This window comes from Dietzia sp. IBK-p2-16D (assembly GCF_057773085.1).
In genome coordinates, this window is record NZ_JBYMTL010000004.1 from 228,598 (window position 1) to 250,185 (window position 21,588).

22 protein-coding genes are annotated in these 21,588 nt (G+C 69.6%); 16 read left to right on the forward strand and 6 right to left on the reverse strand.

Annotated elements, in window-relative coordinates; all coding sequences use genetic code 11:
- Positions 1-96: 96 nt before the first annotated feature.
- Entirely contained in the window at positions 97-1,083 is a 987-nt protein-coding gene (locus AC3DE3_RS10880; protein ID WP_488369962.1) for a VOC family protein, read from the reverse strand.
- Between the two features lie 44 nt (positions 1,084-1,127).
- A complete protein-coding gene (locus AC3DE3_RS10885) occupies positions 1,128-2,327 on the reverse strand; it encodes an acyl-CoA dehydrogenase family protein (protein WP_488369963.1) in 1,200 nt (399 codons plus the stop codon).
- A gap of 150 nt (positions 2,328-2,477) precedes the next feature.
- On the opposite strand from AC3DE3_RS10885, the gene AC3DE3_RS10890 reads away from it, so the two are divergent.
- From AC3DE3_RS10890 to AC3DE3_RS10905, 4 genes are read left to right on the forward strand one after another with little or no spacing between them, the layout of a single operon-like run.
- Entirely contained in the window at positions 2,478-3,044 is a 567-nt protein-coding gene (locus AC3DE3_RS10890; protein ID WP_488369964.1) for a flavin reductase family protein, read from the forward strand.
- A complete protein-coding gene (locus AC3DE3_RS10895; protein ID WP_488369965.1) occupies positions 3,044-4,681 on the forward strand; it encodes a flavin-containing monooxygenase in 1,638 nt (545 codons plus the stop codon). Before AC3DE3_RS10890 ends, AC3DE3_RS10895 begins: the two co-directional genes overlap by 1 nt.
- Entirely contained in the window at positions 4,678-5,508 is an 831-nt protein-coding gene (locus AC3DE3_RS10900) for an SDR family oxidoreductase (protein ID WP_488369966.1), read from the forward strand. Before AC3DE3_RS10895 ends, AC3DE3_RS10900 begins: the two co-directional genes overlap by 4 nt.
- Before the next feature lie 50 nt (positions 5,509-5,558).
- A complete protein-coding gene (locus AC3DE3_RS10905; RefSeq protein ID WP_488369967.1) occupies positions 5,559-6,524 on the forward strand; it encodes an alpha/beta hydrolase in 966 nt (321 codons plus the stop codon).
- Positions 6,525-6,611: 87 nt separating this feature from the next.
- On the opposite strand, the gene AC3DE3_RS10910 is transcribed toward AC3DE3_RS10905, so the two are convergent.
- The 3 genes from AC3DE3_RS10910 to AC3DE3_RS10920 all read right to left on the reverse strand — a co-directional run bounded on the left by AC3DE3_RS10910 (position 6,612) and on the right by AC3DE3_RS10920 (position 8,911).
- Complete coding sequence (locus tag AC3DE3_RS10910) at positions 6,612-6,857, reverse strand: hypothetical protein (RefSeq protein ID WP_488369968.1); 246 nt, start codon at positions 6,855-6,857, stop codon at positions 6,612-6,614.
- Positions 6,857-8,017, reverse strand: coding sequence for a 3-ketosteroid-9-alpha-monooxygenase, oxygenase component (locus AC3DE3_RS10915; RefSeq protein ID WP_488369969.1), 1,161 nt, complete (start codon positions 8,015-8,017; stop codon positions 6,857-6,859). Before AC3DE3_RS10915 ends, AC3DE3_RS10910 begins: the two co-directional genes overlap by 1 nt.
- A 93-nt stretch (positions 8,018-8,110) precedes the next feature.
- Positions 8,111-8,911, reverse strand: coding sequence for an IclR family transcriptional regulator (locus AC3DE3_RS10920; protein ID WP_488369970.1), 801 nt, complete (start codon positions 8,909-8,911; stop codon positions 8,111-8,113).
- A 198-nt stretch (positions 8,912-9,109) separates the two neighbouring features.
- On the opposite strand from AC3DE3_RS10920, the gene AC3DE3_RS10925 reads away from it, so the two are divergent.
- Complete coding sequence (locus AC3DE3_RS10925; RefSeq protein WP_488369971.1) at positions 9,110-9,946, forward strand: alpha/beta fold hydrolase; 837 nt, start codon at positions 9,110-9,112, stop codon at positions 9,944-9,946.
- A gap of 106 nt (positions 9,947-10,052) precedes the next feature.
- Here the strand turns inward: AC3DE3_RS10925 and AC3DE3_RS10930 are convergent, their stop codons facing one another.
- Complete coding sequence (locus AC3DE3_RS10930) at positions 10,053-10,958, reverse strand: YsnF/AvaK domain-containing protein (RefSeq protein ID WP_488369972.1); 906 nt, start codon at positions 10,956-10,958, stop codon at positions 10,053-10,055.
- 244 nt (positions 10,959-11,202) lie between these two features.
- Here AC3DE3_RS10930 and AC3DE3_RS10935 point away from each other — a divergent pair, with 244 nt between their 5' ends.
- From AC3DE3_RS10935 to AC3DE3_RS10985, 11 genes are all read left to right on the forward strand, one after another.
- Positions 11,203-11,913 (forward strand): TetR/AcrR family transcriptional regulator, encoded by a 711-nt coding sequence (locus AC3DE3_RS10935; protein ID WP_488369973.1) that lies wholly within the window; start codon positions 11,203-11,205, stop codon positions 11,911-11,913.
- On the forward strand, positions 11,910-12,581 hold the full coding sequence (locus tag AC3DE3_RS10940; protein WP_488369974.1) for an enoyl-CoA hydratase/isomerase family protein: 672 nt from the start codon (positions 11,910-11,912) through the stop codon (positions 12,579-12,581). The genes AC3DE3_RS10935 and AC3DE3_RS10940 overlap by 4 nt, the downstream gene beginning before the upstream one ends.
- A gap of 263 nt (positions 12,582-12,844) precedes the next feature.
- On the forward strand, positions 12,845-13,123 hold the full coding sequence (locus tag AC3DE3_RS10945) for a hypothetical protein (protein WP_061917080.1): 279 nt from the start codon (positions 12,845-12,847) through the stop codon (positions 13,121-13,123).
- Entirely contained in the window at positions 13,124-14,377 is a 1,254-nt protein-coding gene (locus AC3DE3_RS10950; RefSeq protein WP_488369975.1) for a cupin domain-containing protein, read from the forward strand.
- Between the two features lie 109 nt (positions 14,378-14,486).
- Entirely contained in the window at positions 14,487-15,293 is an 807-nt protein-coding gene (locus tag AC3DE3_RS10955; RefSeq protein ID WP_488370044.1) for a ferredoxin family protein, read from the forward strand.
- A gap of 115 nt (positions 15,294-15,408) precedes the next feature.
- Positions 15,409-16,428, forward strand: coding sequence for an AraC family transcriptional regulator (locus AC3DE3_RS10960; protein WP_067714565.1), 1,020 nt, complete (start codon positions 15,409-15,411; stop codon positions 16,426-16,428).
- Between the two features lie 98 nt (positions 16,429-16,526).
- On the forward strand, positions 16,527-17,687 hold the full coding sequence (locus AC3DE3_RS10965) for an MBL fold metallo-hydrolase (RefSeq protein ID WP_488369976.1): 1,161 nt from the start codon (positions 16,527-16,529) through the stop codon (positions 17,685-17,687).
- Entirely contained in the window at positions 17,684-18,553 is an 870-nt protein-coding gene (locus tag AC3DE3_RS10970) for an SDR family oxidoreductase (RefSeq protein WP_488369977.1), read from the forward strand. Before AC3DE3_RS10965 ends, AC3DE3_RS10970 begins: the two co-directional genes overlap by 4 nt.
- Positions 18,550-19,554, forward strand: a complete 1,005-nt coding sequence (locus tag AC3DE3_RS10975; protein ID WP_488369978.1) for an alpha/beta hydrolase — start codon at positions 18,550-18,552, stop codon at positions 19,552-19,554. Before AC3DE3_RS10970 ends, AC3DE3_RS10975 begins: the two co-directional genes overlap by 4 nt.
- 156 nt (positions 19,555-19,710) lie before the next feature.
- On the forward strand, positions 19,711-20,085 hold the full coding sequence (locus AC3DE3_RS10980) for a hypothetical protein (protein WP_488369979.1): 375 nt from the start codon (positions 19,711-19,713) through the stop codon (positions 20,083-20,085).
- Positions 20,086-20,306: 221 nt separating this feature from the next.
- Positions 20,307-21,584 carry an ATP-binding protein gene (locus AC3DE3_RS10985; RefSeq protein ID WP_488369980.1) on the forward strand — a complete coding sequence of 426 codons (1,278 nt, stop codon included), beginning with the start codon at positions 20,307-20,309 and terminating at the stop codon, positions 21,582-21,584.
- Positions 21,585-21,588: the final 4 nt, after the last annotated feature.

The following is a 21,588-nucleotide window of genomic DNA, read 5'->3' on the forward strand; positions in this document are numbered from 1 at the left end:
CCCCGCAGTCGCACAAAGATGAGAGCCGCCGCCCGGTCATGCAGACCGGGCGGCGGCTCTGGTCTCGTGATGCGAGGGGATGCCGAGGCCGCCGGATCAGACTGCGGTTGCTGCGTTCTGATCGACGACCGGCTCGGACAAGTCGTCGGCTACGGCCTCTGCGGCAGGTTCGTCGAGCGGGATCGTGCAGGCGAGCGGCTCGCTGCCGGACCAGTCGTGGCCCCAGTAGCTGTCCGAGGCGATGAGCTGGGGCAGGTACTGGCCCTCCTCGACGGTGAGTCCGTCGTAGCCGTACTCGATGTCCCAGCCGCCCGGCGCGCGCAGGTAGTAGGACACCATCTTGTCGTTGGTGTGCCTGCCGAGGGTGGAGGAGATCTTGAAGCCGTGCTCGAGAGTGCGCTCCATGGCCTGGGCGACCTGATCCATTTCGGCGACCTCGAGCATGATGTGGACGATTCCGGGGCCCATCTGCGGGGCGGGCATCACGGCGAAGCTGTGGTGGCGGGGGTTGACTCCCATGAACTGGATGCGCAGGGGCGGCATGCCGGGCATCGGCGGGAACGGGAACGCGCCGCGGGTGTGGAAGCCCAGTACGTCGCGGTAGAAGGCGATGGTGGCCTCGTGGTCCGTGGACGGGACGACGATGTGGCCGAGGCCCAGTTCGTCGCTGATGAACTCGGTGCGGAACTTGGTGGAGACCGCGGAGTGGTCGAGGCCGGCGCCGTGGAAGATCTCCAGCGGCTGGCCGGTGGGATCGTCGAGGGCGATCAGACCGTCGACCTTGCGGGCGCGGGCCTCGTCGATGGACAGGTCGCGGTAGTCGACCCCGTGCTCGCGGAGCGAGACGCGGACCCGGTCGAGGGCGAGCTCGTCACGGACCTCCCAGCCCATCGCGGTGAGCTTGTCGGTCTCGCCGCGGCGGATGACCAGGCGGTGGGCCCGCTCGTCGAGCCGCAGGTACAGAGTGTCGTCGTCGGAGTCGGCGCCTTCGCCCAGGTCGAGGACGTCAAACGCGAGAGTGCGCCAGCGGTCGAGGTCGGTGGTGTCGATGGTGAGGTAACCGAGGGCTCGGATGTCGCCCATGGGGGGGTCCTTTCGCAAAGGTGGTGTCAGGTGGCTGTCGGAGGTCAGATCATGGCCCGCAGCGGGCCCTCGGGATCCACGCCGAGGCTCGACAGTGCGGAGGCGTGGAACACGGTGCTCGGTACGTGGATGGCGTGGTGGAGTCCCGCGTGGGCGTCGCGCCAGAAGCGCTGCATCGGCTTGTCCATCCGCAGGGCCGTGCCACCACAGCGGGCGTAGATGTTGTCGACGGCGCGGACGGCGGTCCAGGCGGCTTCTGCCTGGGTGCGTCGGCCCTGGGCGCGGCGGGCGAACGACACCTCGTCACCGCGGTCGACGATGTCGTGGATCTCCTCGGCGTTGGCGATGAGGGCCTGGCGGGCCTGGTAGATCTTCGCCTCGGACTCGCCGAGCTGGTAGAGGACGTAGGGGTCGTCCTTGATAGCGGTTCCCTGGGCACCGATGCGGTCCTCGAGGTACTCGCGCGCGGTGTCGAGAAGGCCTTCGCCGATGCCGACGGTGGCAGCGGTGATGCCGAGGGGGAACACGCAGGACCACGGCATGCGGTAGACCGTTTGCTCGAGACCGGCTCGCGCGACCTGGGAGCCATCGATGAGATGGTCGTACTCCATGACGCGCTCGTCGGGGATGAACGCGTTCTCCACCACGAGGTCCTTGGACCCGGTGCCCTTCAGGCCCACCACGTCCCAGGAGTCCTCGATGATCTCGTAGTCGGTACGCGGGATGACCACGTGCAGCATTCGCGGGGGCAGTTCCATGTTTCCGTCGGCGTCGTGGGCCATGGCGCCGAGGAACGCCCATGTGCAGTGGTCGGTGCCGGAGGAGAAGCTCCATCGTCCGGACATGCGGTAGCCGCCGTCGACCCGGACCGCGACCCCGTTGGGCATGTACGGGGACGCCATCCAGGTGTCGGGGTCGGTGCCCCAGACGTCGTCCTGGACGCTCTTGTCGGCCATGGCGAGCTGCCACGGGTGCACGCCGACGATGCCGGCGACCCAACCGGCGCTGGGGTTGATCCGGGCGATGCCCATGACGGTCTCGGCGAACTGCCGGGGGGTGGCCTCCATCCCGCCGTAGTCGACGGGCTGGAGCAGGCGGATCACGCCGGCGTCCTTCATGCGGGTGACGGTGCTGTCGGGGAGCTTTCCGAGGGTGTCCGCCTCGAGGCCCTCAGCGAACAGGGCATCGCGGTCGGCGGTGACCGCGGGCAATACCGAGTCGGGAGAGATCAGCGTTCCGGTCATCGTGAGGGGCCTTTCGAACTGGGCGGTCAGCGGCCGCCGGGAGTTGGTGGACTCACTGTGCACGCGACATGTGGCGTACATCACTCCGCATTTCCGGTGATCGGAAATCGCCGCTCGGCGTAGGCCACCTGCCCCGGTACCTCTGGGGTCATGAACGCGACGATTGATCTGACGGACACCCGCGCATTACGGGATGTACTGGGCCGATTCGGCACCGGCGTGTGCGTGGTGACGGGCCGGGATGCGGCCGGGGGGACGGTGGGGATGACCTGCCAGTCGTTCATGGGCGTCTCGCTCGACCCGCCGCTGGTACTCGTCTCGGTGATGAAGACCTCGCGAACCCTGCCGCACCTCAAGTCGGACGCCGGCTTCGCTGTGAGCGTGCTGGGCGAGGGGGACGAGGCGGTGTCGGCGATGGCGGGGAGCAAGGCCGCGGACAAGTTCGAGCAGATCCCATTGACGACGACGAGCCACGGACAGCAGGTCGTCAAGGGGGCGCCGGCGTGGTTCGCGTGCGAACTCGAGGCATGGGTCGAGGCGGGTGACCACGACCTGCTCATCGGCCGCGTTCTCGAGGCGGGCCCGGCCGGTAGCGACCGGCGGCCCCTGCTGTTCCACGGTGGTAGGTACGCGTCCCTGGTGAACGAGTCGGTGGTGCCCGTCTCGGCGGACCTGTCGAGCCTGCTGACCGCCACCGGCCCGGGGACGTGGTTCTGATGGCGGGGGGCGTGGAGTCGATGGCCGCGGAGGCGGTCGACGTAGTGGTGATCGGAGCCGGGATCGCCGGACTGTACGCGGTCCACCGCCTCCGCGCGGACGGCCTCTCGGTGCAGGGCGTCGAAGCCGCGTCCGACGTGGGCGGCACCTGGTTCCACAACCGCTACCCGGGAGCGCGGTGCGACGTGGAGAGCGTGGACTACTCGTACTCGTTCTCCGACGAGCTCCAGCAGGAGTGGGACTGGTCCGAGCGCTACGCCACCCAACCCGAGATCCTCGCCTACCTGGGCCACGTCGCGGACCGCTTCGACCTGCGGCGCAGCTTCGCGTTCGACACCCGGGTCACCGCCGCGCACCTCGACGAGCAGTCCGGCCTGTGGACCCTCACCGCCGAGTCAGCGGCCGGCATCCGCACCCTCACGTGCCGCTACTGCGTGTTCGCGACCGGTGCCCTGTCGGTGCCCAACTTCCCCGACATCCCCGGCCGGGACGAGTTCGGCGGCCGGGTCCTGCACACGGCGCAGTGGCCGCACGAGCCGGTCGACCTCGCGGGTCTGCGGGTCGGTGTGATCGGCACCGGGTCCTCCGGCATCCAACTGGTGCCGGAGGTCGCGCGCGACGCCGCGTCGGTGACGGTCTTCCAGCGCACGCCCAACTACTCGATTCCCGCCGCCAACCGACCGATCGACGACGCCGAGCGCCGCGAGCAGAAGGCCACGTACGACGACCGCCGCCGCAAGTCGCGGCTCTCCGGCGGCGGCTCCCCGTTCGTCCCGCATGAGAAGAACACCCTCGAGGTGGACGAGGCCGAGCGCGAGCGCGTGTACGAGCACTACTGGAATCTGGGCGGCGTCCTGTTCTCCAAGGCGTTCCCGGACCAGATGCGCAATGAGGACGCCAACCGGTTGGCCCGGGCCTTCGCCGAACGCAAGATCCGCGCGGAGGTCGAGGACCGGGCGGTCGCGGACCAGCTCATCCCCACCGACCATCCGATCGGGACCAAGCGCATCGTCACCGACTCCGGGTACTTCCGGACGTTCAACTCCGAGCACGTGGACCTAGTCAACCTGCGCCGCACCCCGATCGAGCGGATCACGACGGGTGGCGTGGAGATCGTCGGCCCCGACGGGCCCGAGCTGCGTGAACTGGACGTGCTGATCTTCGCGACGGGCTTCGACGCGGTCACCGGCGCGATGGGTGCGATGGACATCCGCGGGCGCGGCGGCCGGACGCTCGCCGACGCTTGGGCCGGCGGGGTACGCAGCTATCTGGGCCTCATGGTCGCGGGCTTCCCCAACCTGTTCATGGTCAACGGCCCCGGCAGCCCGGGCGTGCTGGCCAACATGGTGCTCACGTCCGAGCATCACGTGGACTGGATCGCCGACACCATCGCCCACCTCGACGGCGGCGGCCACGGGGCGATCGAGCCGGAGGAGAAGGCTCAGGACGAGTGGATGGACGAGTGCGCCCGCCTGGCCGACGCGACTCTCTTCCCGAAGGCCGACTCGTGGTACGTCGGGGCCAACATCCCCGGCAAACCGCGCGTGTTCATGCTGTATCCCGGCGGGTTCGGCACCTACCGCAAGGTCACGAGTGAGCTCACCGAGGCCGGCTACGAAGGGTTCTCGCTGCGATGAGCGGACGTGGACGGATGGAGGACCTCGTCGTCGTCGTCACCGGCGCCGCAGGGGGCATGGGCGACTCCCACTGCCGGCGACTCGCCGCGGAGGGTGCCCGCGTCCTGGCTCTGGACCTCGATGCGCCCGACACCACGGCGCGGCTCGCCGAGACCATCGGGGCCATCAACGCCGAGGGGGGTCGCGCGGTGTGGCGGACCGCCGACATCAGGGACGTAGCGGCGCTGCGGACGGCCGTCACGGACGGCCTCGCCGACCTGCGCGACGACCCGCACGCACCGCCCCGTGTCGACGCGGTGGTGGTCAACGCCGGCGTGTACGACGCCCCCGGGCCGGTGTGGGAGGTCGACGACGAGGTGTGGCACCGCTCGTTGGACATCAACCTCACCGGGGCCTGGAACACGGTCCGCGCCACCGAGGGCCATCTGGCTGAGGGCGCCTCCGTGGTGATGGTCAGTTCGACCGCCGGACTCAAGGGCGTCCGCGGCGCCGGGCAGTACGTCGCGGCCAAGCACGGGCTGGTCGGCCTGGCGCGGACGCTGGCGATGGAACTGGCACCCCGGTCGATCCGCGTCAACACCGTGCACCCCGGCTCGGTGGCCACGCCGATGATCCTCAACGACCGCATCTACCGGCGGCTGCGGCCGGACCTCGAGAACCCGACGCGCGAGGACGCAGCCGAGGCGCTCGCGGCGAGGAACCTCATGCCCGTGCCGTGGGTCGAGCCCCGGGACGTGAGCGACACGGTGCTGTTCCTCGCCTGTCCCGAATCCCGCTACATCACCGGGCAGCAACTCGCGGTGGATGCCGGCCTGACCACGGCCTGAGCGCTACGTCGCGTAGTCGAGGCCGCAATCGTCCACGGAAAGGACCGAACATGATCACCGATCCCGAGGTGGCCGCCCTGTTGGAGTTGGTCGCGCAGGGCTACCCGCAGGTCGAGACGATGCCCGCCGCCGACGTGCGCGCCGCGTTCCGGGCCCGCGAGAAGAGGCCCGCGGAGCCGGTCGAGGTGGGCCGAGTCGACGATCGCGTCGTGCCGGCGGCCGACTACTGCGCGGGCTCCCATGCGATCCCCGTCCGCGTGTATCGACCGCTCGATCCGGTGGACGGTGGCCCCGTGCCGGTCGTGGTGTTCGCGCATGGCGGCGGCTTCGTCTTCGGCACCCTCGACAGCCACGACGACTTCTGTCGACGCATGTCACGAGGTCTGGACGCAGTGGTGGTCGCGGTGGACTACCGGCTGGCGCCCGAGCACCCGTACCCGGCCGCGCTCGAGGACGTCCACACGGTGGCGCGATGGGTGGCCGACCACGCCGACGAGTGGGGCGCGGACGCCTCTCGGCTGGTCCTCGCCGGTGACAGCGCGGGCGGCAATCTCGCCGCCTGCGCCGCGGTACTCGCGCGCGAGACCGGCGGCCCGGCCGTGCGCGTGCAATTGCTGATCTATCCGATGATCCTGCCCGGCCACCGCGGGGACTCCCACCACCGGTTCGCCGAGGGCTACGCCAACACCGCCGCCGCCACGGACTGGTACTGGGAGCAGTACCTGGCCGGGGGAGTGGACCACGCCGGCGCGGCGGGTCGGGCGACCGACCCCTGTGTCTCCCCGGTCTCCGGCGACCTCGCGGGGTTGCCGTCCGCAGTGGTGATCACCGCCGAGTGCGATCCGCTCCACGACGACGGCGAGATGTATGCCCGTCGGCTCGGCGAGGCCGGCGTGGACTGCTGGTACCGCGACTACGCGAGCACCTTCCACGGGTTCGCCACCATCGCCGCCCTGGGCGTGGCGCGGCGAGCGCAGGAGGAGATCTGGGAGCAGGTGCGGGCACGTCTGCAGTAGGGCACCCCGCAGTAGGGCGCCCCGCGACAGCCGATGCCCCCGCCCGGAAGGGGCGGGGGCATCGGTGGTCTTTCCCGGGGCCCGTGCTCAGGTCCCCGGTGCGCGCTCGCCGGCGTTGATCAGGCCGACATCGAACGCCGCCCGGACCGCCGCGGTCAAGGTCTCGCACCGACCGGTGCCGAAGCGCACCGGCTCGTCATCGAGTTCGGGGCACGCTGCGTGCCCGTCGACCCACCGGGTGAGGGTGTGTTCCCTCGAGAACTTCGTCACCTCCACGCACGTGTCGCACCGTGGGCAGGTGAACGGCGTGGCCGCCGACACCGATGTGGTCATCAGCCCCGACCCATCGCGGCCAGGTTCTCGGCGATCTCGGAGTCCCAGTGCGCCACGGCGTGGTCGGTGTCGATCTCGACCTCGACGCGGTGCACCATGTCGGGCTCGATGTCCTCTACGTCCACGTAGAACTGCTCGTACCATCGACGCAGTTGGTAGACGGGCCCGTCCTGCTCGGTGAGCAGCGGGTTGTCGATGCGCGCCTTGTCGCGCCAGATCTCCACATCCTGGCCGAACCCGTAGGCCAATCCGTTGGTCATGGCCTCGGCGGCAGCCTTCGCCTCCGCGGGGTCGACGCCCGGTCGGTGTTTGGTGGCGATCCCGAAGTTGATGAGGAACGAGTTGTTGTCGATGGGGTAATGGCTGTTGATGAGCACCGCCTCGACGTCCTTGCCTCCCAGGGTGAGCTGCTGCGGGTTGATCATGTAGGACGGCCCGAAGTAGCTGGCCTCGGACTTCAGATACGTGTCCGAGTCGCCGTACGAATGGTCCGGGTCGATGTCCGGCCGTGTCTGGCTGTGCATGTACTGGGTGGCGATATGGCCCTCGAAGACGTTCCGGAAGTACTTGGGCGAGACCAGGTGCACGTAGAAGAAGTGCGCCATGTCGACGACGTTGTCGATCATCTCGCGACAGTGAGCTCCCTCGACGAGGTACGTCTGCCACGACCAGTCACTCCACTCGCCGTCTTCCCAGCCCTCGATCTCCGGGATCGTGACGTCCTCGGTGGGCTGGGACTTCTGCGGATCGTGCCAGACGAAAAGCTGGCCGTTTCGCTCCATGGCCGGCCACGCCCGGGTCTTGGCGGCGACGGGCACGCGCTTGGCGTAGGGGATGGCCGTGCACTTGCCGTTTCCTCCCCAGCGCCAGTCGTGGAACGGGCAGGCGATCGAGTCGTCCTTGATGGTGCCCTTGGCGAGGTTGCCACCCATGTGCCGGCAGTAGGCGTCAAGGATCTTCAGGCCGTCGGAGGTGTCGAAGACGACGAGGCTGGTTCCGAACACCTTCACCTGGTGGGGCTTGCCGTCGCGGAACTGGTCGATGAGACCGAGGCAGTGCCATCCGCGTGCGAAGCGGGTCGGGTTGCCGGCGCTCTCGATCTCGCGGATCGGTGCGGCGGCGTCGGTGGCGGACGAGGGGGAAGTGGGGGTCAGGGTCATCAGGGGCTCCCTTCGTGATGTGACCGTGGCCACACCGTAGGGAGGTCCGCCGGATCGGCGGGGCGGGGTTTCCGGTGGCCGGAAAGGGCTCATTCAGTCTTTCGGCGACCACGGTGAATGGGAGATGTCCGCGAGAATGCCCATCGCGCACGACCGCAGCGCCTGAGCGAGGGACTTGTCGTCCACGACCCGTTCGACCGGCCCGCACACCGACACCGCGGTGGCGGTCTGGTGGCCGTCACTCGTGCTCACCGGCCGCACTGTGACCGGTGTGGACACGCAGGCCAGGTGGGGTAGCAGCTCGCCGCGGGAGTAGGCCAGGCCCTCGCCGGAGACCTTTTCGACCTCCTCGAGGAGCGCGTCCCGCGTCTGGAGGCTCTCGCGGGTGGCGTGCTCGAGCTCCTGCGGAAAGTGCGCGCCGATGTAATCCGGTCCCTCGGAGGCGAGCAGCGCCTTTCCCGCGGCGGTCCGGAATGCCGGGTGGCGTCCGCCGACGTAGGTGGGCACCACGCTCAACCGGGCGTCGCCGACCTTGTCCCACCACACCACGTCGGTGCCGTCGAGATAGCCCATGTGCACCACCAGGCGGGTGCGCTCGCGCAGGGACTCCAGATGCGGTCGGGCGAGTCGGAAGTACCAGTGACCCTGGCGGGCCATGGTGCCCAGATGGAAGGGCCGGACTCCGATCTCGTACTCGTTGCGTATGCGCAGCACCCACCGCTTGGCCACCATCTGTTCGAGCAGCCGGTGGACAGTGGTGCGGGGCAGGGAGGTCGCTCTGGCGATCTGGGTGAGGTTCATGGCGCCCTCGGCGGCGATGGCGTCGAGGATGGAGTCCACGCGGTCGAGGATCCCGGACAGGGAGTCGGGGTTGGGCATGGCGGTGGCGGTCATCGAGGGGTCTCCATTCACGTGATGCGGCCGAGGGGCCGGCCACGATGTGACGAAGGTCACCATATCCCGCTCAGTGGGAGGTTCGGGCGCCGGGGTTTCCGATGAGCGGAAACCCCGGGGCGCTCCACGGAGCCGGGATCGAGGATGCGATGACGCCCCTCAATAATCCGTCGTTCCCCTCGGAAGCGTGGAGACCTTATGACCAGCAACGACCTCCTGTTCGTCGACACTCCCGGTGGCCGGCTCGGCTACCGGGACCTCGGCGATCCCGACGGTCGGCCCCTGCTCTTCCTGCACGGGTCCGGGCCTGGCGTAACGGGGTGGCGGAACTACTCGGGGAGCGTGGATGCGTTCGCCGGCGAGTTCCGTTGCATCGTGCTGGAGTTCCCCGGTTTCGGGATCAGCGATGCGCGCGGTGGCCACCCTGTGGTGGACGCACGCGACAGTTGCGTGGAGATCCTCGATCACCTGGGGATGGCGAGCGCGAGCATCATCGGCAATTCGATGGGCGCGATCGTGGGTGCGGGTCTGGCGGCCAAGCAGCCGGAGAGAGTGGATCGGCTCATCGGCATCGGTGGGGTGGGGACCACATTGTTCAGTCCGGGGCCTGCAGAGGGCATCGGGTTGCTCATGGATTTCCTGGCCGAGCCGGATCGGCCGGCACTGCGTCGTTGGCTGCGGTCGATGGTCTACGACCAGGCTCTTGTGACCGATCAGCTGCTCGAGGAGCGGTGGGCCCAGGTCACCGAGCCGGGCGTGATCGAGTCGATGAAGGACCTCTACAACCCTGCCGCGATCGCAAAGGTCTCGCGCGGCGAGGTCTCCTTCGACCTGGCCGACGTGGCCGCCCCGACTCTGCTGTTCTGGGGCCGCGACGATCGTGTCTCCCCGGTGGATATGGCGATCATGCCGATGCGACTCATGCCGGACGTGGAGGTGCACATCCTGCCGAACTGCGGCCACTGGGTGATGATCGAGCAGAAGGACGCGTTCGAGCGCCAGGCACGGGAGTTTCTCACGCGGGCTGGGTCGTAGAACACCCGACGACGACGAGGCCCCGCAGTCGCACACCGGCGAGAGCCGCCGCCCGGTCATGCAGGCCGGGCGGCGGCTTTCTGTCTCTCCGGACGGACCCGCCGGGTCAGCGGCCGCCCGGCTTGTTCGTCCCGCCGTCGCGGCCCCGGCGGTCCTCCGCCGCATCGCCTTCGACGTCGATGTGTTCGGTGCGGAGTTCGTCGGACACGGTCTCGGTGTCGGTGACCTTCTCCTTGCCCACGTTGACGCGCTCGCGCTCGACGGTCTCCTTCTCCACCACGGGCCGCTCCTCGCGGAGGACGATCTCCTCATCACGGTCGCCGTCGGCGGTGTCGTCGAGGCCGCCCTTCCGGGCCTTGCCGTCGACGTCCTCGCGCTCGACCACGAGCTTCTCCTTGGAGACCGGGACTTCGACTGTCTCCTTCTCGGTGGTCGTGTGCTTGCGGAGCCGGGCTCGGCCGGCCTCCTCTTCGCGGGTACCCACGTTGAGGCGTTCTTCGTGGGCGGTGACGGTCTCGGTGCCCTCGTGGCCGCGGTCCCGGTCGCGCGTGTCGTCGGCCCCCGCTGCGCCGGCGGCACCTGCCGCACCCGCTGCGCCGGCGGCACCTGCCGCACCCGCTGCGCCGGCGGCACCTCCGGCACCCGCCGCGCGATCATCGCCTCGGTCGGCGTGGGTGTCCGTCCTGCCGCGCCGACCTCCGTCGTCGAGTTCGTAGTGCTCGTACAGGCGGTTCTCCTCGTCCGGGGAGAGGTGGCCGCCGGCGTCCACGCGGGGTGCGTCCTTGACCTGGGTCTTGGTGTACGCGACGTGGAGGTCGTCACCTTCCATGCGTGCGCCCTGCAACGGGACGAAGCTCTCGGACATCCCGAACAGGCCGGTCGAGACGGTCGCGAACTTGGGCTCGTCGCTGTCGTCGTCGAGGTAGAGCGTCCCGATCTTGCCGATCTTGTCCCCGGCGCTGTCGTATGCGGTCGCGCCGCTGAGATTCTGGAGTGACTCCTTGCCGATCATTTCAGACTCCTTACGTCGTCGGATCGTGCTGTTTAGTCACGCTAAGAGCCTTCACGGGCGGCGGCGACCGGAGAATCGACCCCGACAGGCGACTGGGCGGCGGAAATACCATGCGTCCGAGACTGTGACCTGCGTCACGCCTGATGCGGGAGGGGTCCGTAACGGTTGCACCTCAATGCGGCAGGAACTGCGACCGGGCCGCCAGTCGGGATACAAGAGCGGTTGCTCTGTTACTGTCGGACGCATGCCTCGCCCGCGGGTCCACGACCTCGATCTGCTGCTCGACGCAGCAGAGAGGTTGGCGGTGGAGTCCGGCGCCGCCGCGGTCACCGTGCGCGCTCTGTCCGAGCTGGCGGCCGTCTCCAACGGCGCGATCTACCACGCGTTCGGCTCCCGCGCGGGGCTGGTCGGCCGGGCCTGGCTCCGCGCCGCCCGCCGCTTCCTCGACCTGCAGCGGGACATGGTCGAGGCCGCCCTCGCCGGCGGTCACGGATCGGAGTCAGTCGCCGACGCCGTCGTCGCCGCCGCGGACGCGCCCGCGCAGTTCGTCCTGGACCACCCGTCGTCGGGGCGGTTCCTGCTCACGGTGCGACGATCCGAGCTCCTCGGTTCCGCAGATCTCCCCGCGGACGTGGCAGCGGAACTGCACGACCTCGACCACGGCCTCACGGACCTGTTCGTCAAGCTGTCGCGGGCCCTGTGGAGCCGCGCTGACCGTGCGGCCGTCGACGTCATCCGGGACTGCGTGGTCGAGTTGCCGAACGCCCTGCTGCTCCGCGGGCGCCGAACCCCGACCCCTGCCGTCCGCGAGCGCATCGCGGCCTCCGTCCGCGCCGTACTCGCCCTCGGCCCGCCGCCGACCGACACGCCGCCAGCCAGCCCACCACCGACCGCCCCGCCGCCGACCGACCCACCCGCACCCCACAACCCCACCACCCGAGAGGACCACCCATGACCCCGACCTTGACCCACCACGAGGACATCGCCGTCCTCACGCTCGGCAGCGACGAGAACCGCTTCTCCCCGGACCGGCTCGACGCGATCAACGCCCACCTCGATGAGGTCGAGCAGTCCGCGAAGGGGCTCGTCACCGTGGGGTCGGGCAAGTTCTATTCCAACGGTCTCGACCTCGACTGGCTCATGGCCAACTCCGACCGCCTCGACTGGTATGTCGGCCGGATCCAGGAGCTGTTCTCGCGCGTCCTGACGTTCCCCCTGCCGACGGCCGCCGCGGTCAACGGGCACGCGTTCGGCGGCGGCGCGATGCTCGCGATGGCCCACGACTACCGGGTGATGCGCGACGATCGCGGCTACTTCTGTTTCCCCGAGGTGGACATCAACATCCCGTTCACTCCCGGCATGGCGGCGCTGATCCAGGCCAAGACGACCCCGCAGACCGCCATGACCGCGATGAGCACGGGCCACCGCTACCCCGGGGCCGAGGCGAAGGAGGCGGGCCTCGTCGACGCGACCGCTGCGGAGGCCGAGATCGTCGCCGCGGCGCTCGGGCGCCTCCAGCCGATCCTCGGCAAGGACCGCACCACTCTCGGCGCCATCAAGTCCACGATGTTCGCCTCCGTCACCGAGGCGCTGGGCCGGGGCCCCGGCGGCGTGAGCCTCTGATGCCCACCCGTCCCGGGTTGACCGCGAGCTCGGGGTAGCGCGGGGATAGCTCGACGACGACGACGATGACGAGGACCGCCGCCGCCCGGAAACGATGCGGCCGCCCGGTCACGCCGAACCGGCGGCGGCTTCGGTCGTATCGAGGCCGGTCCAGTGCCATAGTGGAACTGCACGCCCCTCGTGTCCCGGCCTGCTGCTGGAACACGTGGCCAGATCGCACGACTCCCTGCAGGTTCGCACCTGCACCGACGAGAGGAACGCAGATGGCTATCAACGACGACGACATCACCACGTCCGGCGCTCAGGGCGAGGGCATCGCCGACGGCGGTTCCAACCCGGGCGGCCACGACGGCGGCGCCGACGGATCCGCCCACCACATGAAGGGCGAAGGCGAGGGCCTGGCCGACGGCGGTTCGAACCCGGACGGCCACGACGGCGGCGCGGACGGTTCCGCAGATGGCTCCGCGAACACCGGCGAAGGGGTGGCCGACGGCGGTTCCAACCCGGATGGTGCCGACGGCGGCGCTGACGGCACGCAGTAATTGCGGGCGCTTCATCGGTGCGTCGCGTGCAGCTCGGATGAGTTCGCGGCTCAGGTGTGGGGGCAGCGGCCCCTGCTGACCCGGGCGGCCGAGCTGCCACGCGACTACTCCGACCTGCTCACACCCGGGATGGTCGACGAGATCGTCGCCGAGCGCGGGGTGCGCACGCCGTTCGTCCGGATGGCGCGGGAGGGCACGCTCGTCGACCGGACGTGCTTCACCCGCTCCGCGGGTTTCGGAGCGCAGATCGCCGATCAGCTCGACCCCGACGGCGTGCTCACGCAGTATGCCGCCGGGGCGACGCTGGTCCTGCAGGGTCTGCACCGGTTCTGGCCGCCGATCATCGACTTCGTCCGCGGCATGACCTCGGACATCGGCCATCCGGTGCAGACCAACGCGTACATCACCCCGCCCGCGAATCGCGGATTCGATCCGCACTACGACGTCCACGACGTCTTTGTGCTCCAGGTGTCCGGCACCAAGCGGTGGCGGGTGCACGAGCCCGTCCACCACCACCCGCTGCCCGACCAGCCGTGGACCGAGCACCGCGAAACGATCACCGAACGGGCGAAGAACGAGCCGGTAATCGACACCGTGCTCGAGCCGGGGGACTGTCTCTATCTGCCGCGCGGCTGGGTCCACTCGGCCGAGGCACAGGGCGATACGTCCATACACCTCACGGTGGGCGTGGCCCCCTTGACCGGGCATGACGTCGCCACGGCGATGATCGAGGCACTGGCCTCGGAGGAGGAGCTGCGGGCGTCGTTGCCGTTCGGGCTCGCCCCAGCCGATGCCGCGCGCGCCGAGCCCCACACCCGCGAGGTCCTCGACGTGCTGGCCAGGCTGATCGCCGAGAAGCAGGAGCAGCTCAGCGCTCTCGCCGGCGACGCGCTCGCCGAAAAGTACCTCGACCTCACGCGACCCGCCGCGATTCGCCCGTTGGCCACACTCGATGCCGTCGCGTCCCTCGAGCCCGACACCCGGCTGCGGCTGCGCGAGGGACTCCACGCACGGGTGGACTGCACCGACTCCGACTCCGACTCCGACGCCGACTCCGCCGCCGCCAATCCCGGCACGGTGGTGCTGAGGCTGCCCACCAAGTCGGTGACCTTCCCGGCGGTATGCGCGCCCGCCCTGCGCGCTGTCCTCGAGGGCGCACCCGTGAGCGCTGGTTCGCTGCCCGGCCTCGATGCCGACGACGGCCTGGTGGTCCTGCGCCGGCTGCTGCGGGAGGGCGTGGTGGTGGCGCAGTGAGGGTGATGGCGCTGTGAGCAGGCCTGCGGACTGGGAGCCGTGCAGCGACTCGTCGTTGCGCCGCGGCGATCCCCTGGACGGGTCGGGCTCGCGGGGGTTGCGATGGCTGATGGTCGAGTTGTCCGGCCCGTGGGGCTATTCGGCGTTACTCGACTCGCCGGGTCTCCTTCCGCCGGAGCTGGGCCGCGAGATCGCCGGGCGTGCCCAGGAGGCTGATGTCCGGGTTGCCGCGATCCGCAGGCCGGGTCGTCGTCGTCATACAGAGGATCAACGCTGGCGGTGGGCGCTCGCCGACGCCCGGCCCGGGCATGAGTCGCTGCGGTGGGGCGAGGTCGACGGCCCGGTCGGGTACGCAGAGATCCCCCTCGACGGTTCCGCCGGCACCCCGTCAGCGGACCCGCTGGTCGCCGTGTGCGCGCACGGGAAGCACGATCAGTGCTGCGCGGTGCGGGGGCGCAGTGCCGCGGCGCGGATCGCCGAGCGGTACCCGGAGGCGACCTGGGAGTGCTCGCACTTGGGCGGCGACCGCTTTGCCGCGACGATGCTCGTCCTGCCGCACGGCCTCTTCTACGGCCGCGTCGACCAGGCGGAGGACCCGGCCGACATCGTCACCCGCTACACCGAGGGCCGCGTCGACGAGCGGTACCTGCGCGGGCGCAGTAGTCATTCGGCGGCCGTGCAGAGCGCGCAGCATCATGCCCGTGCGGTGATGCCCGACGACCGCATCGACGCCTTCGCCCCGGTGCGCGTGGTCGAAAGGGACGAGCACGTCGAGGTGACGCTCGCCGGCCCGCGCGGTCCGGTCGAGGTGTGGCTGCGGGAGACCTACTCCGAGCCGATCTTCACGATGTGCCGGGCCCACGCCCCCGGCCCGGTCCGGCAGTGGGAGCTGGTCGAGGTCAGGGGCGGCGAGTAGGGCCGGACGGCGGGGCGAGGTGGAGCGAGGATGGTCGAACCACGTGTGGCTCCGCGGAGACGTACTCGACCGCGGCTCCTCGGGGACTCCGCACGCGAAAGGACAGGCGACGTCGATGCAGCCGTTGATCCGCGCCGCGAGCCTGCGCGGATTCGCTGAGCTCGTCACCGAACTCGGCGGGGATCCGGATCGGCTGCTCGCGCGGTTCGGCATCGAGCCAGAGACGTTGGCGGACGAGGACGGGCTGCTGTCGATCACCGACCACGACCGGATGCTCGATGTGGCGGCAGCCCACCTGCGCTGCCCGGACCTCGGTCTGCGGCTGGCCGAACGGCAGGACGTGACGATTCTCGGCCCCATCGCGCGCGCGATCGGATCGTCGCAGACCCCCGCGGAGGCACTGGAGTGCGCGGCTCGGTTCATGTTCGTGCACAGCCCCGCGCTGAGGATCGAGGTCGCCGACGACCCGTGGGGCCGGCGCGGCGTGATCGCCCTGACGTACCGCAAGGAACTGACCGAGTCGCCGTACTCGCCGCAGGCCGCCGAGTTGGGGCTGGGGGTGTTCTACCGGGTGGCCGTGCATCTGGTCGGGCAGTCCACCGGGTTGCGGTCGGTGGAGGTGCCGCACGGACCACTCTCGCCGGTCGGCCGGTATCTGGGCTTCTTCGGCGTCGACGTGAAGTTCGACCGGCCCGCGGCCGCGCTGTGCGTCGACCGTCGGATGTTGGATGCCACGTTCGCCTCCGCGGATGAGGATCTCCGTCGCGCGGCCCTCGATCACCTGACGGGCTCGTACTCCGACCCGTCGGACTCGGTGGCTCACCAGGTGCGCCGCCTCGTGGGGGAGCGCCTTCCCGGCCGCGTCCCCACCCTCGTCGAGGTGGCCGGGGCGCTCCTGCTCCACCCGCGGACGCTGCAACGTCGCCTCGCCGCCGTCGACACCACCTACGGCCGGGTCGTCGACGACCTGCGTCGGGATCGCGCGCACCGGTTCATCACGACCAGCGACCTGTCCTTCACCCAGATCGCCGACCTGGTCGGTTTCGCCGAGCAGGCCACGCTCAGCCACGCGGCGCGCCGGTGGTTCGGTATGTCCCCCGGGGAGCTGAGGCGGACCACCAACCTGTCGCCCTGACACAAGTTTCCCGCCGCCGGACACCGGATGCTGGTGTCGACCGCGGGAACGACCGGCGCCCCCCGGGCGGCCACCCCATCGGCGAGGAGGAGCGAACGATGCTGCGCGAAGATCCACCGCGTTCGGACCAGGTGTCCGGACCCATGCTCGAGCAGATCGGCGCGCGGCCGATCCCCGAATTCGACGGCGTCCACGACGTGTGGCCGCGGGGCGAGCGGCTGACGGCGGTGCGCTCGGCGGCCGCCGAGTACAAGAAGCGGTTCGTGCAGCAGGGGCAGGTGCGGGCGGTGCGGTCAGTCGACGTGGCCGGGGCGCCGTACCCGGTCAAGTACGCCTTCGACAACGCGGTGTCGGTGCCCAGCCTGCCGCTGGTCACCATGATCAACCGCATGGTGGTGGTCCAGTACGACGACTGGAACGGTCGGCCCCGCACCCTGGTGTTCGAGCCGACCGTCCCCGCCGGTTCCGCCAAGGCGCCGTTCTACGCCAATCTGGAGAGGCTGGTCGACGCCGTCCCCGGCGGCCGCCTGGCCAGCAAGGCGATCCTCAAGTACTTCAACGAGCCCGGCGAGGCGCTGGCCAAGGTGGGACTGCGGCCGCGGGACGTGGACTTCCTCACGTTCGACCACCTGCACGTGCAGGATCCCCGGATGATTCTCGGCTCGAGTGAGGTGATCGCGGACGAGTCGGCGCCGCGCACCGCCCTGTTCGGCGACGCGCAGTTGCTCGTGCATCGCCGCGAACTGGCCACCCTGGAGGACCTGCACCCCATGCAGTGGGCCTGGTACGTCGAGGACGGCCTCGACGGCGTCCCCCGGGACAGGTTCGCCGTGTTCGACGGCGACATCGAGCTCGGCCCCGGCATCGCCCTGCTGTGGACGCCCGGCCACACGGACGGCAACCACTCGCTGGTCATCAACACCCCGGACGGCGTGTGGGTGTCCTCCGAGAACGGCATTTCCCTGGACAACTGGCAGCCGGAGCTGTCGAAGATCCCCGGCGTGCGCCGCTACCACCGCGAGTACGGCCGCGAGATCTGCCCCAACGCCAACACCCTCGAGGACGCGCTGGACCAGTACGACTCCATGATCAAGGAGAAGACCCTCGCCGACCCGTGCCCGGCCGACCCGCGCTGGCTCCAGATCCTGCCCTCCACCGAACTGGCGCCGTGGAAGCGTTTCTGGCCGGTCGTGCCGACGTACTGCCACGGTGGAATCTCCTACGGCGAGATCCGTGCCGGACTGAGGGACGGGAAGTGACGACGACGAGGACCCGCAGCGCGCTCGTGACCGGGGCCGGTCGCGGCCTGGGCCGAGATATCGCGGGCCTGCTGGCCGACCGCGGATATCGCGTCATGATCACCGATCTGGACGAACAGTCGTCCCGGACGGCGGCCGCGGAGATCGGGCGGGGCGCGCTCTGGGCCGCTGTCGACGTCCGCGATCGCGGGCAGGTCGACGAGGCCCGGGACCGGCTGGTCGCGGAGACCGGGGGCGTGGACGTGTGGGTCAACAACGCCGGCGTCCTGCTCACAGGCCCGGCGTGGGAGCAGACCGACGACCAGCGGCGGCTCATGCTGGACGTCAACGCGCTGGGGACGATCAACGGCACGGTCGCCGCGATCGAGGCCATGCGCGGCCGCAGTACTGGTATCCCGGGCACCGGCGCGACCGGCAGCGGCGGGCACATCGTCAACATCGTCTCGCTGGCGGGGATCTCCGCGGTCCCGGGCGAGGCCGTCTACGCGGCGTCCAAACACGCGGTGATGGGCTTCAGTTCCAGCACGGCCGCCGACCTGCGGCTGGCCGGGGTGGACGACATCGACATCTCGTGCATCTGCCCGGACGGCATCTGGACCCCGATGCTCTTCGACAAACTCGAGGACCCGCAGGCGGCGCTGTCGTTCTCGGGGGTCCTCCTGCAGCCGGCGGACGTGGTGCGCGCGGTGGGCAGGGTGCTGGAGTCGCCGCGCCCGGTCACGGCCGTCCCGGCTCGGCGCGGGGCGCTGGCCCGGGTGGGCGCGGCGTTCCCCCGCCTGGCGTCCGCGCTCCTGCCGCTGATGGCCGCCAAGGGTCGCCGGAAGCAGCGCGCTCTCCTACGAACGCAAGGATCGTCCCGCTCGTGACCACACAGACCCACCCCTTCGTGACCACTCACCGTGAGGTCGACCTGCAGTCCCGGTTGCTCTACTGGGCCGGGCGGGCGACGCTCCGTCAGGTGTACCGCTTCTGGCCCATGACCGGCGCCGGGATCCGGGGGCTGGCCGCGGTCGAGCGCGGGTTCTCGCGACTGACGGGTCCCGCCGGAGTGCGAGTGGAACGGACCGTGCTCGGCGGCACCGCGGCCGAGACCTCGACCCCCGATTCCGTCGGCCCGGACGCGCTCGCCGGCGTGACCGTGCTCTACCTCCACGGCGGCGCGTTCCTCTTCTGCGGCCCCGGCACCCACCGCGGGCTCTGCGGCCGGCTGGCGATGGACCTCGGCGTGACCGTGCACTCGCTGGACTACCGGATGCTGCCGGAGGTTGACCTGGCGACCGTGGTCGCGGACGCCTACGCCGGGTATCGCGCTTTGTCCGAGCGGCTGCCCGCGGATCACCGGATCGTGGTGGCCGGGGACTCGGCGGGCGGGTACCTGGCCGCAGCGATCTGCGAGTTGGCCGCCCGCGACGGCGTCCGCCGGCCCGCCGCGATGGTGGGGTACTCGCCGCTGCTCGACGTCGATGGCGAGGTGCGTGAGGGGCCGTGGGCCACGCGCGACTCCTACCAACCGGCCGTCACGGTGCAACGGTTCCAGAGGCTGTGGCAGCACCACGCCGACGGGCTGGAGAGCAGCCGCTCGATGCTCACCTGCGATCCGGAGGTGTTCCCGCCGACGCTGATCACCCTGGCCGCGGGCGAACTCGTGGAACCGGCCGCGCTCCAGCTGACCGAACACCTCCACGCGGCCGGGCGGCCCGTCGAGACCCATCGGTGGTACTCGGCAGTCCACGCGTTCCCGGTGCTCGCCGGCCTGACCCCGCACAGCCGCCACGCCGGCAGGATCACGGCCGAGTTCTTGCGCCGGACGATGACGGCACCGGTCTCACAGCACCCTCTCTCAAGACATGCACGAGATGGGTCTTGACCGTGCCTTCGGACAGGTGCAGCGACTCGGCGGGCTGCCGGTTGCTCGAGCCCCCTCGGCCACGGCGCGCAGTACCTCGGACTCCCGGTCCGTGAGCACCGGCCGAGGACCACGCATCCGGCTCAGTAGCCGGGCGGCGACCGCTTTGCCGCGACGATGCTCGTCCTGCCGCACGGCCTGTTCTACGGCCGCGTCGACCAGGCGGAGGACCCGGCCGACATCGTCACCCGCTACACCGAGGGCCGGGTCGACGAGCGGTACCTGCGCGGACGCAGCAGTCATTCGGCGGCCGTGCAGAGCGCCCAGCACCACGCCCGCGCCGTGGTGCCCGACGACCGCATCGACGCCTTCGCCCCGGTCCGCGTGGTCGAACGGGACGAGCACGTCGAGGTGACGCTGGAGGGCCCGCGCGGCCCGGTCGAGGTGTGGCTGCGCGAGACCTACTCGGAGCCGATCTTCACGATGTGCCGCGCCCACGCCCCCGGCCCCGTGAGGCAGTGGGAGCTGGTCGAGGTCACGCAATGGTGTTAGGGGCACGTCGCCGGCAAATCGAATGGACGGAGGGCTCGAAAACCTTCCAGCTCAGTAGCAGCCGATCAACATCGGGCACAGAAGCAGGTCGTGTCGTCTGGTCCCCCGTGCCTGACTGATTTGTGTCGCGGGCCAGCTCGGAGTGTCGTACCCCTCGGCAACTATGGTTTGGGTGGACCCACTCGATCTGCAGTCCTGACGGAAAAGAGAGAACTCCCCAAGTGAATCCCGGTATTGCCGTCACCTCAGTCACCCCGTCAGCTGCAAGGCTGACCGAGTCGCTGAGGGACATCGGTTACGACTTTAGTTCCGCGGTTGCGGACCTGATCGATAACTCAATCAGCGCGGATGCCGAGAAAATTCGTGTGTACATGGAGTTTGATGGCGAGGATTCTCGGGTTTTCATCGCCGATGACGGGGCGGGGATGGGCGTCAAAAGAGTGAAGGAAGCCCTCCGCTTCGGTAGCCGACGAGAATACGAACTTGGTGACCTTGGCAGATACGGCTTGGGTTTGAAGACCGCCTCGCTCTCACAGGGCCGTTCAGTCACGGTGGTGAGCCGTGCCCCGGGCGTGAAGCTCCAAGTCCAGCGGCTGGACTTAGACCTCATCGCAGAGTATGACGACTGGATAGTAGTGGTGCCGTCGCCGGATGCGTCCGTGGTGCGGGCAAGGGAACTGCTCGCGGGCGATCCGGGCACGGTGGTCGTGTGGGAGAAGCTGGACCGTATCTTGCCCGCGAAGCAGGCAACCGGTGGTTGGGCGAAGCGGCGATTCGACGGCTTGCGTGAGAAGCTCAAGACCCACCTGTCGATGGTCTTTCACCGGTTCCTCACCGGCGAGGGAGACGTCCGGAAGCTGGAGATCTGGGTTGACGATGAGGAGTTGACTGCGTGGGATCCCTTCCAACGACAGGAGCCAGAGACCCAGGAACTCGGCGCCCAGTCATTTGAGGTGGTGGTGGGTGAGCAGGTGGGCAAGGTCAAATTGCGCCGCTTCATTCTGCCGTCACGGAATGCGTTCTCGTCGCAGGAGGCATTCGACGCGGCCTCCGGTCCGGCCAAGTGGAACCGACAGCAGGGTTTGTACATCTACCGAGCCAACCGGCTCGTTCAGTGGGGCGGCTGGGCGGGCACCCGCGCAGTAGACGAGCACACGAAACTGGCGCGAGCGTCGATCGATTTCGACACCGATCTTGATGCGGCGTTCAACATCAATGTCGCCAAGATGCGCGTCGCCCTTCCCCCACAGCTGAAGCAGATGTTGAGTCGCCCGGTTGCGGAACTGTGCATTTTGGCTAACAATGCCTACCGAGTGGACGCGCCGAAGCGCCGTAACAACGGGCCTGCGGGGGCGTCGCCCGAGGTGCCTAAAGGGGCCGAGATCGGGTTAGCGATTAAGACGGCCCTCATACGGACTGACAACTATGAGGCGCTGACAGCGATCGCGCAACTACTTAAGAAGGAGTCACCGGACCTAGCTCGGGCGCTCGGGTTCTGAAAAG

What these genes read in the sequence shown, in the direction of transcription:
- AC3DE3_RS10880 (WP_488369962.1), bottom strand. Translation starts at nt 1,083, where the DNA reads ATGGGCGACATCCGAGCCCTCGGTTACCTCACCATCGACACCACCGAC.
- AC3DE3_RS10885 (WP_488369963.1), bottom strand. Translation starts at nt 2,327, where the DNA reads ATGACCGGAACGCTGATCTCTCCCGACTCGGTATTGCCCGCGGTCACC.
- AC3DE3_RS10890 (WP_488369964.1), top strand. Translation starts at nt 2,478, where the DNA reads ATGAACGCGACGATTGATCTGACGGACACCCGCGCATTACGGGATGTA.
- AC3DE3_RS10895 (WP_488369965.1), top strand. Translation starts at nt 3,044, where the DNA reads ATGGCGGGGGGCGTGGAGTCGATGGCCGCGGAGGCGGTCGACGTAGTG.
- AC3DE3_RS10900 (WP_488369966.1), top strand. Translation starts at nt 4,678, where the DNA reads ATGAGCGGACGTGGACGGATGGAGGACCTCGTCGTCGTCGTCACCGGC.
- AC3DE3_RS10905 (WP_488369967.1), top strand. Translation starts at nt 5,559, where the DNA reads ATGATCACCGATCCCGAGGTGGCCGCCCTGTTGGAGTTGGTCGCGCAG.
- AC3DE3_RS10910 (WP_488369968.1), bottom strand. Translation starts at nt 6,857, where the DNA reads ATGACCACATCGGTGTCGGCGGCCACGCCGTTCACCTGCCCACGGTGC.
- AC3DE3_RS10915 (WP_488369969.1), bottom strand. Translation starts at nt 8,017, where the DNA reads ATGACCCTGACCCCCACTTCCCCCTCGTCCGCCACCGACGCCGCCGCA.
- AC3DE3_RS10920 (WP_488369970.1), bottom strand. Translation starts at nt 8,911, where the DNA reads ATGACCGCCACCGCCATGCCCAACCCCGACTCCCTGTCCGGGATCCTC.
- AC3DE3_RS10925 (WP_488369971.1), top strand. Translation starts at nt 9,110, where the DNA reads ATGACCAGCAACGACCTCCTGTTCGTCGACACTCCCGGTGGCCGGCTC.
- AC3DE3_RS10930 (WP_488369972.1), bottom strand. Translation starts at nt 10,958, where the DNA reads ATGATCGGCAAGGAGTCACTCCAGAATCTCAGCGGCGCGACCGCATAC.
- AC3DE3_RS10935 (WP_488369973.1), top strand. Translation starts at nt 11,203, where the DNA reads ATGCCTCGCCCGCGGGTCCACGACCTCGATCTGCTGCTCGACGCAGCA.
- AC3DE3_RS10940 (WP_488369974.1), top strand. Translation starts at nt 11,910, where the DNA reads ATGACCCCGACCTTGACCCACCACGAGGACATCGCCGTCCTCACGCTC.
- AC3DE3_RS10945 (WP_061917080.1), top strand. Translation starts at nt 12,845, where the DNA reads ATGGCTATCAACGACGACGACATCACCACGTCCGGCGCTCAGGGCGAG.
- AC3DE3_RS10955 (WP_488370044.1), top strand. Translation starts at nt 14,487, where the DNA reads ATGGTCGAGTTGTCCGGCCCGTGGGGCTATTCGGCGTTACTCGACTCG.
- AC3DE3_RS10960 (WP_067714565.1), top strand. Translation starts at nt 15,409, where the DNA reads ATGCAGCCGTTGATCCGCGCCGCGAGCCTGCGCGGATTCGCTGAGCTC.
- AC3DE3_RS10965 (WP_488369976.1), top strand. Translation starts at nt 16,527, where the DNA reads ATGCTGCGCGAAGATCCACCGCGTTCGGACCAGGTGTCCGGACCCATG.
- AC3DE3_RS10980 (WP_488369979.1), top strand. Translation starts at nt 19,711, where the DNA reads ATGCTCGTCCTGCCGCACGGCCTGTTCTACGGCCGCGTCGACCAGGCG.